Origin of the sequence: Deinococcus radiotolerans, from assembly GCF_014647435.1 — a bacterium.
In the GTDB taxonomy this organism is placed as follows: domain Bacteria; phylum Deinococcota; class Deinococci; order Deinococcales; family Deinococcaceae; genus Deinococcus; species Deinococcus radiotolerans.
Map to the genome: position 1 here is coordinate 1 of NZ_BMPE01000021.1, position 12,563 is coordinate 12,563.

General features: G+C 64.4%; 21 protein-coding genes. 2 read left to right on the top strand and 19 right to left on the bottom strand.

Annotation, left to right across the window (positions count from 1 at the left end):
• The 3 genes from IEY63_RS22315 to IEY63_RS18875 form a co-directional block, all read right to left on the bottom strand.
• Positions 1–299 (bottom strand): hypothetical protein (locus tag IEY63_RS22315; protein WP_229784811.1); only part of this gene is annotated, 299 nt, incomplete at its 3' end.
• On the bottom strand, positions 292–603 hold the full coding sequence (locus tag IEY63_RS18870) for a PadR family transcriptional regulator (protein WP_189070547.1): 312 nt from the start codon (positions 601–603) through the stop codon (positions 292–294). The genes IEY63_RS18870 and IEY63_RS22315, both read right to left, overlap by 8 nt.
• 69 nt (positions 604–672) lie before the next feature.
• Positions 673–933 (bottom strand): hypothetical protein, encoded by a 261-nt coding sequence (locus IEY63_RS18875; protein WP_189070548.1) that lies wholly within the window; start codon positions 931–933, stop codon positions 673–675.
• Positions 934–956: 23 nt separating this feature from the next.
• Here IEY63_RS18875 and IEY63_RS18880 point away from each other — a divergent pair, with 23 nt between their 5' ends.
• A complete protein-coding gene (locus tag IEY63_RS18880; RefSeq protein ID WP_189070549.1) occupies positions 957–1,229 on the top strand; it encodes a hypothetical protein in 273 nt (90 codons plus the stop codon).
• Positions 1,230–1,415: 186 nt separating this feature from the next.
• Here IEY63_RS18880 and IEY63_RS18885 read toward each other — a convergent pair whose 3' ends face one another.
• The 16 genes from IEY63_RS18885 to IEY63_RS18960 all read right to left on the bottom strand — a co-directional run bounded on the left by IEY63_RS18885 (position 1,416) and on the right by IEY63_RS18960 (position 10,645).
• Positions 1,416–3,095 carry a P-loop ATPase, Sll1717 family gene (locus IEY63_RS18885; RefSeq protein WP_189070550.1) on the bottom strand — a complete coding sequence of 560 codons (1,680 nt, stop codon included), beginning with the start codon at positions 3,093–3,095 and terminating at the stop codon, positions 1,416–1,418.
• Positions 3,096–3,580: 485 nt separating this feature from the next.
• Positions 3,581–4,294 (bottom strand): hypothetical protein, encoded by a 714-nt coding sequence (locus tag IEY63_RS18890; protein WP_189070551.1) that lies wholly within the window; start codon positions 4,292–4,294, stop codon positions 3,581–3,583.
• On the bottom strand, positions 4,291–4,845 hold the full coding sequence (locus IEY63_RS18895; RefSeq protein ID WP_189070552.1) for a hypothetical protein: 555 nt from the start codon (positions 4,843–4,845) through the stop codon (positions 4,291–4,293). Before IEY63_RS18895 ends, IEY63_RS18890 begins: the two co-directional genes overlap by 4 nt.
• Positions 4,842–5,162 (bottom strand): hypothetical protein, encoded by a 321-nt coding sequence (locus tag IEY63_RS18900; protein WP_189070553.1) that lies wholly within the window; start codon positions 5,160–5,162, stop codon positions 4,842–4,844. Before IEY63_RS18900 ends, IEY63_RS18895 begins: the two co-directional genes overlap by 4 nt.
• Positions 5,159–5,467 carry a hypothetical protein gene (locus IEY63_RS18905; RefSeq protein ID WP_189070554.1) on the bottom strand — a complete coding sequence of 103 codons (309 nt, stop codon included), beginning with the start codon at positions 5,465–5,467 and terminating at the stop codon, positions 5,159–5,161. The genes IEY63_RS18900 and IEY63_RS18905 overlap by 4 nt, the downstream gene beginning before the upstream one ends.
• A 1-nt stretch (position 5,468) precedes the next feature.
• On the bottom strand, positions 5,469–5,945 hold the full coding sequence (locus tag IEY63_RS18910) for an ASCH domain-containing protein (protein ID WP_189070555.1): 477 nt from the start codon (positions 5,943–5,945) through the stop codon (positions 5,469–5,471).
• Positions 5,942–6,229, bottom strand: coding sequence for a hypothetical protein (locus IEY63_RS18915; RefSeq protein WP_189070556.1), 288 nt, complete (start codon positions 6,227–6,229; stop codon positions 5,942–5,944). The genes IEY63_RS18910 and IEY63_RS18915 overlap by 4 nt, the downstream gene beginning before the upstream one ends.
• Positions 6,226–6,756 carry a nucleoside triphosphate pyrophosphohydrolase family protein gene (locus IEY63_RS18920; RefSeq protein ID WP_189070557.1) on the bottom strand — a complete coding sequence of 177 codons (531 nt, stop codon included), beginning with the start codon at positions 6,754–6,756 and terminating at the stop codon, positions 6,226–6,228. Before IEY63_RS18920 ends, IEY63_RS18915 begins: the two co-directional genes overlap by 4 nt.
• The gene (locus tag IEY63_RS18925; protein WP_189070558.1) at positions 6,753–6,929 is read right to left on the bottom strand and encodes a hypothetical protein; all 177 of its coding nucleotides are present in this window, start codon (positions 6,927–6,929) and stop codon (positions 6,753–6,755) included. Before IEY63_RS18925 ends, IEY63_RS18920 begins: the two co-directional genes overlap by 4 nt.
• Positions 6,930–6,959: 30 nt before the next feature.
• The gene (locus tag IEY63_RS18930; protein WP_189070559.1) at positions 6,960–7,391 is read right to left on the bottom strand and encodes a hypothetical protein; all 432 of its coding nucleotides are present in this window, start codon (positions 7,389–7,391) and stop codon (positions 6,960–6,962) included.
• Entirely contained in the window at positions 7,388–8,119 is a 732-nt protein-coding gene (locus tag IEY63_RS18935) for a 3'-5' exonuclease family protein (RefSeq protein ID WP_189070560.1), read from the bottom strand. The genes IEY63_RS18930 and IEY63_RS18935 overlap by 4 nt, the downstream gene beginning before the upstream one ends.
• Positions 8,116–9,306: a phosphoadenosine phosphosulfate reductase domain-containing protein gene (locus tag IEY63_RS18940; RefSeq protein ID WP_229784812.1), complete on the bottom strand. Its 1,191-nt coding sequence runs from the start codon at positions 9,304–9,306 to the stop codon at positions 8,116–8,118. The genes IEY63_RS18935 and IEY63_RS18940 overlap by 4 nt, the downstream gene beginning before the upstream one ends.
• Positions 9,303–9,599: a hypothetical protein gene (locus IEY63_RS18945; RefSeq protein ID WP_189070561.1), complete on the bottom strand. Its 297-nt coding sequence runs from the start codon at positions 9,597–9,599 to the stop codon at positions 9,303–9,305. The genes IEY63_RS18940 and IEY63_RS18945 overlap by 4 nt, the downstream gene beginning before the upstream one ends.
• Positions 9,596–9,916, bottom strand: a complete 321-nt coding sequence (locus tag IEY63_RS18950) for a hypothetical protein (RefSeq protein WP_189070562.1) — start codon at positions 9,914–9,916, stop codon at positions 9,596–9,598. The genes IEY63_RS18945 and IEY63_RS18950 overlap by 4 nt, the downstream gene beginning before the upstream one ends.
• 100 nt (positions 9,917–10,016) lie before the next feature.
• A complete protein-coding gene (locus IEY63_RS18955) occupies positions 10,017–10,241 on the bottom strand; it encodes a hypothetical protein (protein ID WP_189070563.1) in 225 nt (74 codons plus the stop codon).
• Positions 10,238–10,645: a hypothetical protein gene (locus tag IEY63_RS18960; protein WP_189070564.1), complete on the bottom strand. Its 408-nt coding sequence runs from the start codon at positions 10,643–10,645 to the stop codon at positions 10,238–10,240. The genes IEY63_RS18955 and IEY63_RS18960 overlap by 4 nt, the downstream gene beginning before the upstream one ends.
• 189 nt (positions 10,646–10,834) lie before the next feature.
• Here IEY63_RS18960 and IEY63_RS18965 point away from each other — a divergent pair, with 189 nt between their 5' ends.
• Positions 10,835–12,271 carry a hypothetical protein gene (locus IEY63_RS18965; protein WP_189070565.1) on the top strand — a complete coding sequence of 479 codons (1,437 nt, stop codon included), beginning with the start codon at positions 10,835–10,837 and terminating at the stop codon, positions 12,269–12,271.
• The last annotated feature ends 292 nt before the right edge of the window (positions 12,272–12,563 follow it).

Sequence of the window (12,563 nt, forward strand, 5' to 3'; positions counted from 1 at the left end):
AAAAAAACATGATACCATCTCGATAGCATTAGTCTTCTTTCAATGCGGTCACGATTCGTCTGAGTTGATACTACAATTGAAATGGTGTTGGGAATGGTCTGTAAGGCGAAAATAAATTTACTGATCGACTTTTCCTGTTCATGGAGATCAGCGAGCCACTCATCTCTATATCTTTTTCTGATCCTCATAGGCAAAAAACTGGAAACACAAATAATAATCCACTGCGATATCAGCGGTAACTGCTCAACAAAGAGCCCAGAGGCGAGCGCCATAAGAAAATCTTTTCCCAGGTCAAGCATTAATCCTCCCGCCGAGTGTCATCAGCCTCTGCGTTTTCCTAATTTCTTCTCGCGCAGCAGCAAGGCCTTCAGCGGTGAGCAGGTAATACCGTCGTGCAGGACGACCTTCAGCAATTGGGTCAATCCCTTCAACCGTACTGCTTACCAGTCCCTGCTGCTCAAGTCGTGCCAGCACGGCATAAATCGTGCCCACATTCACCTCGGCGTCTCGGCTTAACTCCAGGGCGTACTGATGCTTTTCCGGATGCCTGGCCATCACAATCAGCACCTGGAGGGCATTTCGAGTTACCTTCCTGTTGGTCATATAAACAATGGTAGCCCATACGACGAAGCAATGATAGGGGTGCAAGGTCAGAGACGTTCTGCTGATACTTCAGTCCTGCATCCGCGCGATAAACCAGCCCTGCGGGTGCGCGCCGGGTGTCTCATCGAAGTGGTGGACTTCCAGTACCACTGAGCCACACTGCAGCACCCAGCAGGTGCGCGAGGGTTCCCCGAGCCACCACCGGCCACCTGCGCGGTAGCGGTCCAGTTCCTGGGTGAGGTGGTACGTCCGGTCATTCCAGCGGATGACCTTGGGGGTGCCCCGCGGCGTCACGTGGGTGACCTCACACGGCTGTTGAATGGCGCGCATGCCACCAGGGTAAGGTGCAGGACATGGACGTGCGAGACCTGACCCCCGTGGAGATCGCGGACCTGTTGGACGCGGCGTACCTCGCTGACCAGGGCGAACCCGGTGACGCGCCCGACCCAGCAACCCGCGCGGAGCTGGCCGACCGGCTGGGCTGTGACGAGGATCTGCGCGCGGAGGTGTGGGGTGCGTGGCGGGATGAGCTGATCAGCGAGGGCCGCAGCGTGAGCGACGCCGAGTACTGGCTGGACGTGGAGTTCGCGCAGCCCTGCCCGGAAGACTGGCTGGCGGAAAACTGACGCGCCCCCGGAGTGATCCGGGGGCTGTTGTCATGGGCTGTCACCCTTCATTTTTCCTTTACCTAAAGTCGTTTAGGTAAGAGAACGACGAGCGCCACATACCAGAGGCAAGCCCCCGACCGTGATGGCCGGGGGCTCGGGCAGGGTGGCCCTTTGCACTGAGGGGAGTGATGGACTCCTAACTGCCTAGCCGTAAATGCCAATTTTTGAATCAACAGGTTTGATATTCAAAGTGGCCCACAGTGAAGGGTGAATGTAATAGACCGATTTTACATTGAAGCTAGGAATGGTCGAGTTCTGACTTTTGAATGACCAATAGACTGTATGGCTCTGTACGGGGCGCACGCCTATTGCTCCAATCCTATACAGAACCGCTAAGCAGCTCTCCACCATGGGGTTCGGCTCTTCATCGGAAAACTTATCGCTAATAATCTTGTAAATTTCGTCTTGGATAGATAGTTTTCGGGTAAGAAGCTCCAGGGCTGAATCCCTAAATTTCTTGGATATTTCGCCTACAGTGAAAGAAGCCGGATAGCTTCTCATAAACTGGATTAGAGTGCCTATATTCGGGTAATCCGTACCCCATTCGTACTGTAGAGCCTCTAACCTGCTTTGAGAATATTCAATCTCCGCTTGCGTTATGTCAGAGGCCGCTATCTTTGGCTTACCAGCGGCATGCTTCGCACAGAGATTAAAGAATATGATCAAATCTCTCGGCCTCAGCATGGTACGAGTGATCAAATATTCAAGTGGCGGGACGTTGTTCACTGATCCAGGGAGAATATCTTTCATTGATATTTGCCGACTGGTGGGTCGGCTGGATATCATTTTATCCACTCGGAGCTTCAACAGGCTCTCAAGCTCTCTCGGGCTCCATCGTAGGTCAATGTACAGCGAATTGAATTTCTCCTCTTGAAATCCTGAATCCTGTGTTTTTTCAAAGACTCGGGCGATCAAATCCCTTCTTAGTGCAATTACGATTTTCAGATTAGAGATTCTATTGTTCAAATCTCTAGCTACTTCAATCAAGCTTTTGATTAGATGATAACGCAAGTCATCGTTGACCCATCCTTCGTCCAACTTATCAATCGTGATGTAGTATCGCTTCTGCCTATCCTGCAAGATTTCCGTGTCGAGCAGGCGCACTATTTCCTGGATACGCTGTGTCTGAATCCTAGACACGACTTCACGACCCCGGTTGATAATTTCTAGCTTGACCTCTTCAGTCATTTTCTGATCGTTCTTAACCTCGGCTTTCACACCCAGATCTAGGATTGCGGGCATCGCCTTTTTCGCATCTGCGCCGACGCTCTGCTGAACCTGCGATTCCAGTTTGTTTATAACCTCTTTAACTCTCTCCTCCGTTCCCAGCCAGAATTTATCTCCCCAGTCCAAAAGATAATTAACGGCCTCGGTTCGGCCCTTATTGCCGCTCAAAAAGTCTTTAAATCTATCCAAGATGCTCAATCTAGTAACTTCATTTTCTATGTTGTATCTTACTTTCAGGATTTGCACAATGAAGATATGGTTCCACAGTAGCTTGTAGAACATATCCATTTTGATGCCGGACTCGTAGAAGAATCTCAAAAGCGTGCTATCAACTAGATAGCCCAACGCCAATTCATCCGGGTTGATATCGATTGCTCTGTGCTGTTTTTCGTTGAGTTTCTCGATCAATGCTGTCTTGCCAGAGCCGGTGCGGCCGACCACGATGCTCTCAGGAGCCTCGACGCTCATGACCAGATCAAGGGAACCGTTATCGAAAAAGGTTTCAGAGAGCAGCCGGTCATCTGCAGCATCCGCGGTTCCGATGTTGGTGTTCCCGCCGAATCGGAAATCGTTTGCCTGACGGTTGACGTTGATCACATTGTTGCTCGATCTCGACTTCCCCTTCGTATTTTTCGCCATTCAGAACCTCGCCAGAGGGAAACCAGTAGGAGACGTGTGGGGCCCCAGTCGGCCCCGTGCTTCGGCTTGAAGTGCTGCCGCATGATGCCATGGGGTAGGGGAGCATGTGGCCACATGCTCCCCTACCCCCAAAGGCTGGATTATCCGTGCTGAACGTCAGCCAGCGCTGCCCGCAGGAGCTGCTTCGCTTCTCTGAAGTTCTCGTAGTGGTCGAGTATATACAGTGCCCGTGACGCTGCGCCTTGCAGGTTGACCAGTTGCTGCCGAACGTCCTGGCCTGAGGGCATCTCATCGCACCGCTGACACTCGGATTCTGTCGGTGAGGGTGGTATAGGGCTGCAGAGATCCTTCATATCATCGAGCTCCTTTTTTGAATTCAGCAAAGCATGCGTTGCGATTGTCAGGTTAGGTAGGAATGGCGTAAGCGACATGGACAAGAGAAGTCACCCACTCGAATCCCGAGCCGCTGCCTCGGAAAATGGCACCCCCGACCCCGGCACAGGCCGCCACGCGTCATCCACCCAGGTCTCCTCCCGCCACGCCACGCGGCTGTACTCACTCGTTTTCAGGATGCCCATGCAGTTTTTCAGCGCCAGCCGCCGCAGGGCGCTGTGCATGATGGCCAGTTCCCCGGCCGCGTACCGTTCCTCGAACTCCATGGCCGCCACCTGGGCGCGCCATTCCAGCAGCTGGCGCCGCTTCACGTGCCACGGGTTCTCACCGTCAAGTTGCCCGGCGTCGGCCTGCAGGCGGGCACGCCACGCGTCATCCAAGCCGCGCCCATGCACCCGCAGGCCATGCACGCACTTGATCGTGCCGGTGGGCAGCACTTCCAGGAGGCCCCACCGCTCCGGCAGGTCCTCGGGCCGCAGGAGGCCACGCGGCGCCAGGTAGTACCGCCAGCGCCCCAGCCCGGTGGCCGGCTCTTTCCGCCAGCGTTTCTTCGCGTCCGCCCGGAAATCCGCGCGCGAGACCTTGCACTCGATCAGGATGGTGGCCTGCGGCCCGAAATAGCCCAGCGCGTCGGGCTTCTCGGTCAGCGCCCCGTACTCCGTGAACACGTAGCTGCAGTCCTGCCGGTACAGCCACTGCCGCGCCAGTTCCACCAGCTGCGCGTGCGTCCACGTGACCGGGGATTCCAGAAGCGGGGCAGTCATGCGCTGCACCCGAACAGAGGCACGGGGCGCAGCGTAGGCTTCCTCCGGGGCTCAGGCTTCTTTCTGGCATCGTACGTCTGGCACTCACTGGCCGCCCGGTACCACTCGCGCGGGTTCTCGTACTCGTCGAGCTGGGCACGCGGCCAGAACCGCGTGAGGTTCAGCTGCGGCTGGCCGTCCAGATCCTCGAAGAACTCAGCAATGCGGCCGTACAGCGTCATGCCGCACGCGCGGGACACTACGGCGTCCCCGTGCTTGAACGGCAGGTCGTGCCGCATACGCACCAGCTCGCTCACGCAACGGGGGCACAACACCTTCCCGTGCGAGATCAGGCCCTGCCGCGCCGAGCGCGTCGGGTCATCACTCCACACGCGCACCAGCTCGCCGCTCCGCTCACGGGGGAGCTTCAGGCCGCAGGGAAACCGGGTCTTCCCCTTGACGGTGTGCGCCCAGTGCAACGTGCGCTCGTCGGCGGGGTCGAAATGCACCCACCCGGCATCCACCTGCACCTCCCGTTGCGCGGCGGGCGGCACGTACTCAATGAGCCTCATGCGGCGTCCTGCCGCTCGCGCTTCCACGCCATCAACTCCGGCCAGCATTTGTCCAGGACTTCTTCACCTTCCCGGGTGATCACCCACAGCACGCTCGGGCGGCCCGCGCTGGGCACTGTGCCCGCCCGGCGCAGGTACCCCAGGGTTTCCAGGGTGTTCAGCTGCCCGTGCAACTGGTGCGGGTCGCCGCCGCTGACGTCCCACATGGATTCCGCGCGGCCCAGCAGGTCAGCCTTGGGCAGCGGGACCCCGCAGGCCGCGGTGAGCAGCAGCATGGGCATGCCGCCGATCATCAGGGGGCAGACCTTCGACTTCACAGCGCACCCGCCTGCGCCCGCGCTGCCCGGTTCTGCGCCTTGCGGGGCGCGTCGTACGTCAGGTGGCACCGCTGGCACCAGGCGCGCAGGTTGCTGCGGTCGCTGTTGCGCGGGTCGTGGTCGAGGTGCGCGACGGTGAGCACCACGCGGCTGCCCGTGACGGGGTGCGGCTCGCCGTTGGCCGCCCGGCAATCCGGGTACGCGGGGCTGCCCTCGCAGCGGTTCCCAGCGCGGCCGCGCACTTCCAGGCTGATGTCTCTCCAGTTCGTGGGGTACAGCTTCCGGTTCTCTTCTCGGATGGGCATGTCAGCCTCCCTTCAGTGCGTCGCGGTAGAAGCGCGCGAGGGTCTTGTGCACGTCGGGCTGCACCTGCCACAGCCCCTGCGCGCCCCGGTGGGCGATGGGCTCCGGCAGGGTTACGACATCCGCGAGCTGCCAGTGGTACTGATCGTGCGCCGCCCAGATGCTGGTGCTGGTCTGCGTGACGGCCGCGAGCCGGGCCACGGCCACGATGCCCGGGATGGCCACGCGCTCCCAGGTGGCCTCTGCGCGCTGGTCAATGTCCAGCAGGTACCGCTGCACGTACGCCAGGTCCTCCAGCTGCTGCGTTTTCCGTGCGCCTCCGTCCGGGACAGCGCCCCCGTGAATGGCGAGGTACATGCCCACCCGGCCGCCCTGCCGCTCGGGATGCCAGGACCGGTTCTCGATGTCCTTGCCAGCGAAACCGACACACCATGCCCACGGGTGGGTCAAGGTAATGCCGCGCAGCAGTGGGGTGGTCATGCGGCGTGCTCCTGTCGGGGGGTGGGCGTGCGGCGGTGGGCGGTGGCGGCGTGCTGCTCGGCAAGGTGCGCGCGCACCAGGCGCTCCCCGGCCTGCGTGACAGCGAGGCCCGGGGTGGACAGCACGGCGTACCGGCGGTCGCGCAGGGTCTCGGCGGCGAGGGCGTACTGGGTGGGCGTGGCGTCCAGGGCCTGCGTGAGTCGCTGGGGCGTGCACGCGCCGGGGTGCAGGTGCGCCAGCACGATCAGCAGCCGAGTTTCGAGCTGGGTGAGGTACGTGATCACAGGCGCCGCCCGCCGTGCCGGTAGGCGCGCTGCCGGTTGGCGGCCAGGATCTCGCGGATGACGGCCTCCGGAGTCTGCCAGGGGTGGTACCGCTCCATGGTCTGCCACGTGGTGGCCACCAGGACGTGCAGGCGGTTCAGGACGCCGGGGCGCCACCCGTCGCCGTCCTTGCGGTAGTGTTCCAGCGCCTCGCTGACGAGCGTGTGCAGCTGCAGCATGCTGAGCGGCCAGCTGTCCGCGCGGAGGTCCGGCCTGCCGATCACGCAGACCTCGTGCGAGCACTCGGCCCAGTACCCGGGCTCAATGAGGTGCCCCAGGTCCAGCGTGCGCACGATCACGTCGCCCAGCTCGCGGTTCGCCTTCTCGGGCTTCGCGGCCGTCCAGGCTTCCGTGACCTCGCTGGTCACCAGGGCGAGCATGGCGGGCAGTTGGTCGGGGTTGGTGTCCGGGTTGAAGGTCAGGCCCCAGCCGTTGGCGGCGTTGATTTCGCGGGCTTCGGTGGCCAGATCGTTCAGGAGTGTCGTCATGTGCGGCGTCCTCTGCCCTTGCCGGGCGTGTAGTCGCGGTGCTGGGCGATGACGGCCTGCACAACGTGCTGGGGCCGCCCGCTCAGGCGCTGGATTTCGATGACGAGCCGCCCCCGATCCCAGTGGCGCAGGATCAGATCAACCTCGTGGGGGCGGAGGTGGGAGAGGTTCATGCCGTCAGCCACTTCCCAGGGGTGCGGTGCTCACGCCTGCCCCGTGGGGGTGCCCTGCACGTGGGCGGTCATGCTGGCCAGCAGGTCATCCTGCGGACCAGTCACGCTCGCGTACTCGGGCACGTGGGCGCCCCGGATGCCCAGGGCGTCCAGATCCAGCGGTGTCTGCGGTGAGGCGCTCAGCGCGCGCGCCTGGAAGGCCACACCCACCTCAAAGGCCGCCTCGGCGGTGTCGTGCGGGGTGAGGCTCCCCAGGCCCACGGGGATACCGTGGATGACCGGTAGAAACTGCTGCACCAGCCCCACGCCGGGCTTGATGACGTCCAGCACGGCCACCCGCACGGGCGCCGCGCGGAAGAACGCATCACGCTGGGCCCGGTCGGCACCGGCCAACCATTCCTTCTGCTGGCGGGTCATGCCGTGCTCGAACACGAAGACGGGGCCTGAAGTGGCGGCGGTCACGCGCGGTCCTCGTGCACGTGGGCGTCGCTGGGCGGGTAGCAGGCGAACCCGCAGTCGGGCTGCCCGTGCCGCCAGCACTCCCGGCAGCCCGAGGTCTCGGCTTCGGGTTCAGCGGGCGCGTCCTGGGGCGTGCCGTGCCAGCGCAGCAGGTACGCGAGGCGCTGCGCGTTCCCCAGGGCGGTCCCGATGGCCGCGAAGTGTCCGGGCATGGGCTGCTGCCCGATGGCCTGCGCGAGGCTCAGGCGGCCCCACGCGCCGCGCGTCCAGTTGTACACCCCGCAGATCGGCGTCAGCAGCGCCTGCCCGTCCACCCAGTGCCCCATCCCGAACGCCTCCACGCCCTGCGCGCGGCAGGCCCGCACCAGCGCGTCGATGGTGAAGCCCGGGTTGAAGGCCACCACGTCATTCCCGTACCACGTGAGGCGCTCCAGGTCCTCCATGACCTGCGCGAGGCGCGGCGCGTCCGCCAACTGCGCCGCCTGCACGCCGTGCAGCGCCTGCGCGTCGGGCTCGATGGGCTGATCCGTGTGCACCAGCGTGTCCAGCAGCGTCCGCCCGTCGCCGTCCAGTACCACGATCTGCACGGGGTGCGCCTGGCGCAGGCCGGTGGTGGCCACGCTCAGGATGCGCAGGGTGGGGCTGCCCAGCAGTTCCGGCAGGCGGGCGAGGGCCGCGGCGCGCTCACGGGCGGGCGCGGCGTCCAGATCGGTGTCGAGGTGCTGATTCATGCGAGGTCTCCGATGAGGGGGAGTTGGCCGCCCTCGGCAATCTGGCTGCGGTAGAAGAATTCGTCGGCGCGGGGTTCGTCGCCCGTCCAGCGGTCGGGCCAGGTGCCGACGCTGATCAGGTGGCGGATGCGGGCCTTTTCCTCGGCGTTGATCAGCTCGAAGACGGGCAGGTGGGCGGGCTTCCCGGCATTCACGCGGGCCTGGATGTCCAGCACGCGGTCCAGGAACATCAGGCGGGCTTCGAGGGTCATCGGGCCCTTGCGGTCGCCGTTGCCGGTGAGGCTGCCGTCTTTCTTCCGCTCGCCCCGCTTGCGCAGGCGGACGTTATCGGCGCGCATCTCATCCCACAGGCCGCGCAGTTCCAGCAGGGGCCGCAGGTGCGCCCACTCGGGCAGCTGCACCACGACCTCCAGGCCCTTGTCGCGGCTGGCGACGGGGCAGCCGATGCACCCGGTGCGGGCGTTGATCTCAGCGGCCTCGTCCCCGCCGTAGATGGCGGCCACGTCCAGCGTGGGGTACCCGTGCGCGTAGCCCACGGTCTGATTGGTGAGCCAGTCGAAGATGTTGCACACGCGCCAGTGCACGATGGGCGCGAGCATGGCGCCCTGCCCCTGGATGTCCTGCTGGAAGTACCCCTGGCCGCACTCGCTGCCGTCCTTGCTGCAGCTGATGGCGATGCGGGCGTCGCGCGCGGCGCTCTCCCCGATCCGCACGCCGGTCATGACCAGGAACTGCCCCAGGTCGGCGCTGAGTTCAGCGAGCGCCGCCTGCATGGGTTCGAGTTTCATGATGCCGGTGCACCAGCGGAAGTGCGCGCCCGGCGGGGGGACGCCGCGGCCCAGCATGTACACCCAGAACCGCTTGTCCATGGGCGGCTGCACGACGCGGGTGCGCACGCCACGCTCGGCGAGGTGCGCGAGTTGCCCCATGGCCGCATGATGCAGGGGCGGGAGTTCCATGCGCGTGTCCGCGTACAGCGCGGTCAGGCTCTTGGGGCGGGCGATGCGGCCCTGAGCAATCAGCCAGTCCAGCACGGTCAGCGTGGCCGTGCTGTCCTTGCCGCCACTGAAGGTCACGACCCAGTGGGAGCTGACGTGCGCATACGCGTTGATGGCCTGGACGGTCAGTTCAATGGCCATGTCCAGATCCATCCGCAGGTCGTCAAAGAGGGTGAGGGGAGCGGTCACGCCGCGCCGCCCCGGTCCACGTACTCGCTGAGCCGGTCCCGCTGGATGGTCAGCAGGGCGGCCGTGGCCAGCAGGCCGCCCAGCGCCCAGGGGGCGAGGCTGAGCAGCAGCGCGGGCGTCCAGCGGGCGTCCAGGCCGAACGCGCAGACCAGCGCGCAGGCCAGGGCGACCAGCAGCAGCACCCAGCTCACGTCCCGGCGGCTGGGCACGGGCACGCGCAGCGTCACGACCTGGGGGCGGGCGGGGCGCTCGGGGCGCTCGAACATGGCGTAGACACGGGGCTGGCTCGTCATGCCGTGACCTCCCTGGGGCCGGTGACGTCCCAGCCGATCCCGCAGTCGCGGTCAAAGCGGCCGAAGCCGTGATGGTCCTGTTCCCGGGCTTCCCAGCGGGCCGCGCGCTCCGCCTCGTCAGCGGTCGCGTAGCAGCGGCGCCACAGGACGCGTATGCGCGGTTGAATCCAGGGGTGGTAGTCGCTCTCCCAGAACGCGTACACGGTGGCGACGTGCGGGCGTGCGGCGGTCGGGGTCGAGGCGAGGTGTTTCAGCAGCGCGCCGACGATCAGCGCGCCGATGATCACGCCCAAGCACAGCCAGGGAAGCCACATCATGGTTTCCGCCCCTGGCGGGCGTCCCGCTGATCGAGGTAGTAAACGATGGGGAACAGGCTGCCCGCGAGGGGCAGCAGGATGGCGAGCATCAGCCAGGGATTCATGCGGCAACCTCCGGAGTGGTGAGGGCGTTCAGCTCGACCTGGGTGCGGGCCAGTGCGTCGCGGTACATGGGTTCAAGGTGGGTGCCACTGAATCGCTCGGCGTACGCGGTGAGGCCCCGCACTTCCTCTTCGACGTGCTGGGCGTAGGACTTCACGGGCAGTTCGGGCTCGGGCGTGGCCGCGGGGCGGCGGCCCAGCAGGCGGTACAGGAAGGTGATCACGCGGCCACCTGCCCCTGCCAGCGCTGCGCGGCGTGCGCGACCAGGGCGCTCAGCAGCGCACCCCAGCTCTTGTGCCCGCCGACGCTCTTCTGGCTGTAGTGGTGCTTCACGGCGCCGGTCTTCGCGCGCCGCGTCTTCGCCCAGGCGTTCGCGTACTCCGCGCGCAGGCCGGTGTTCAGGTCCGTGATGGTCACGGTGTACTGGGCCTTGCCGCTCTCGACCACGAAGCCGCCGGTTTCCAGCAGTTCCACGGCGTACACGGTGTCTCCCAGCGTCACGCGCTCGCCCTGCGTGGGGCTGAAGGGCACGCCGCGCAGGCGAGCGTCACCAATCGCGCGGGCCATCGCCGCGCGGAATGAGGCGGGAATTTCGGGGGTGTTGACGGCGGGGGTGGAGTGCGTCATCGTGGTCTCCGGTTCCCCCCTCTCCTGTGATTTCCGTTCGCTGCCCGCAATGGATCTGGAGAGGGGGGATCGCCTTTTGGGTTGCGTCCCGTTTGGCTTGTCCCTATTATGGGACAAGATCAATCACACCGCAAGTAAGGCAACTGGCCGCGCGGTCACCTCATACGCTCTCCATAAGGCGGTTTTCAGATGAATTACGGCGACCCTGCAATCTGGGATGACCTCTGGGCTCACAACAAGCCCGGGGACCTCGTGACGCGTCTCCAGCGGGACCGTCACGCCACGCCCGACTGGCACGCGCGGTACGTCCACGCCCTGGCCGCGTCCGGCGAGGTCGAAGAGGCGGGCGAACTGGTGGAGAACGCCATCGGCATGTATGAGGGCCAGCCGGGCGCGAATCTGGACCTGCTGCGGTCGATGCGGCTGCAACTGCTGATCACGAACCGCAAGTACGCCGAGACCCTCGCGGAGGCGCAGATCATCCGCAGCGTCAACCCGCGCAGCATGGAGGCCGCGTGCTTCGTCCAGTACGCGGTCGCGTACTCGCACCTGGCGCTCGGCCGGCCCCTGGAGGCGCTGCTGCACATCGGGCAGGCGCTGGGCCTGTCCACCGTGCTGGACCTGCCGCACCGCACACGCGTGAATCAGATGCTGTGGACCACGATCATGCGCAGCATGGGTAAGGACGTGCCCAAGCAGGTGCAATTAAACATCCTGGCCAGTCCGCACGCGGTGACGGCGTGGCATGGTGCCGTGAACCTCGCCGAGGGGTGCCTGTACAACGGAGATTACGAGCAGGCCGCCGACTACGCCCAGAAGCACAAGTTGCCGCACCTGGAACGCATCGCCCGCGCCCTGATGGGGGATTTCAGCATGCCGCCCTCGGGACAGAAATGGTCCGACCGTCTGGTGGAGGGCTTCCGTGCCGCGTCAGAGATGCGGTACGCCGATATCCCGGTGCTGGAAACGGACAGCATGCAGATCAGCGGGTACGGGCGGCTGCTGAACGCCCTGCGCAGCATGCACGCCGGGGCCGTGACGTCGTTTGACACGCAGCTGGGTGACGCGCCGCACGCCCGTGACCAGCGGGTGTACTGGACCGCCCTGCGCCTCATGGCGGTCCTTGACGGCCTGATCGAGGACAACCCCGCGCAGCTCATGCACGACGCGATTGAAGCCCTGGTGGCCCTCCCGCAGCAGGCGCACGTGATCCGCCTGCTGGAAGCGGGCTCGCCCCGCGCGGCCCTGCTGCTGGCCCACGCGCCGGACTCGCGCCTGCGGGGCATGTTCAGCGGGCTGACGACGCCGCTGCTGATGGACGCGCACGTGACCAACCACGCGAAGATTCGTGTGCCGCCCCAGGCCGCCGCACACCTGATTCATAAGTCGATTGGCGTGAAAATGGTCATCAACGGCGGCCACATGGGCAAGTACCGTGACCGGCTGGAACGGCATGGGCTCACGGAGCACCGCATCGTGAACGTGGGTGACCTGTACCGGTATGCGGAGGTGCTGGCGCGGGCCTCGACGGGTGGCGTGGCGGAAGCGTGGGAGGGCGTGATGCTCCGGCTGCGGCGCGCGAGTCCCGTGCTGGACGAGGCGCTGTTATCCCGAATCGAGGATTGATTGCCGGTCATTTGAGAGTCACGCTAAGGGCGTATGAAAACCATACTTCCCGTCCGCGTGCTTCTCGTTCTCGCCCTCGTTGCCGGCGCTGCCACCACGGCCGTCACCAGGATCTCGGCCAGTGCGCCCGCCCTCAGTGCGCCTGTCGCTGACGACGGCATTCCGCGCCCCTGCACGCTGTGCCGCACCAGCGGCTGATTACGCACCTGGTAAACCGGAGAGGTAAAATCAGGTAACGCACGAACTAACGTCGCGCACTAGGGTGTGATTCCATGGACGTTCCACCTCTTGA

What these genes read in the sequence shown, in the direction of transcription:
- IEY63_RS18875 (WP_189070548.1), bottom strand. Translation starts at nt 933, where the DNA reads ATGCGCGCCATTCAACAGCCGTGTGAGGTCACCCACGTGACGCCGCGG.
- IEY63_RS18935 (WP_189070560.1), bottom strand. Translation starts at nt 8,119, where the DNA reads ATGAATCAGCACCTCGACACCGATCTGGACGCCGCGCCCGCCCGTGAG.
- IEY63_RS18950 (WP_189070562.1), bottom strand. Translation starts at nt 9,916, where the DNA reads ATGATGTGGCTTCCCTGGCTGTGCTTGGGCGTGATCATCGGCGCGCTG.
- IEY63_RS18960 (WP_189070564.1), bottom strand. Translation starts at nt 10,645, where the DNA reads ATGACGCACTCCACCCCCGCCGTCAACACCCCCGAAATTCCCGCCTCA.
- IEY63_RS18920 (WP_189070557.1), bottom strand. Translation starts at nt 6,756, where the DNA reads ATGACGACACTCCTGAACGATCTGGCCACCGAAGCCCGCGAAATCAAC.
- IEY63_RS18925 (WP_189070558.1), bottom strand. Translation starts at nt 6,929, where the DNA reads ATGAACCTCTCCCACCTCCGCCCCCACGAGGTTGATCTGATCCTGCGC.
- IEY63_RS18910 (WP_189070555.1), bottom strand. Translation starts at nt 5,945, where the DNA reads ATGACCACCCCACTGCTGCGCGGCATTACCTTGACCCACCCGTGGGCA.
- IEY63_RS18945 (WP_189070561.1), bottom strand. Translation starts at nt 9,599, where the DNA reads ATGACGAGCCAGCCCCGTGTCTACGCCATGTTCGAGCGCCCCGAGCGC.
- IEY63_RS18870 (WP_189070547.1), bottom strand. Translation starts at nt 603, where the DNA reads ATGACCAACAGGAAGGTAACTCGAAATGCCCTCCAGGTGCTGATTGTG.
- IEY63_RS18890 (WP_189070551.1), bottom strand. Translation starts at nt 4,294, where the DNA reads ATGACTGCCCCGCTTCTGGAATCCCCGGTCACGTGGACGCACGCGCAG.
- IEY63_RS18895 (WP_189070552.1), bottom strand. Translation starts at nt 4,845, where the DNA reads ATGAGGCTCATTGAGTACGTGCCGCCCGCCGCGCAACGGGAGGTGCAG.
- IEY63_RS18965 (WP_189070565.1), top strand. Translation starts at nt 10,835, where the DNA reads ATGAATTACGGCGACCCTGCAATCTGGGATGACCTCTGGGCTCACAAC.
- IEY63_RS18880 (WP_189070549.1), top strand. Translation starts at nt 957, where the DNA reads ATGGACGTGCGAGACCTGACCCCCGTGGAGATCGCGGACCTGTTGGAC.
- IEY63_RS18905 (WP_189070554.1), bottom strand. Translation starts at nt 5,467, where the DNA reads ATGCCCATCCGAGAAGAGAACCGGAAGCTGTACCCCACGAACTGGAGA.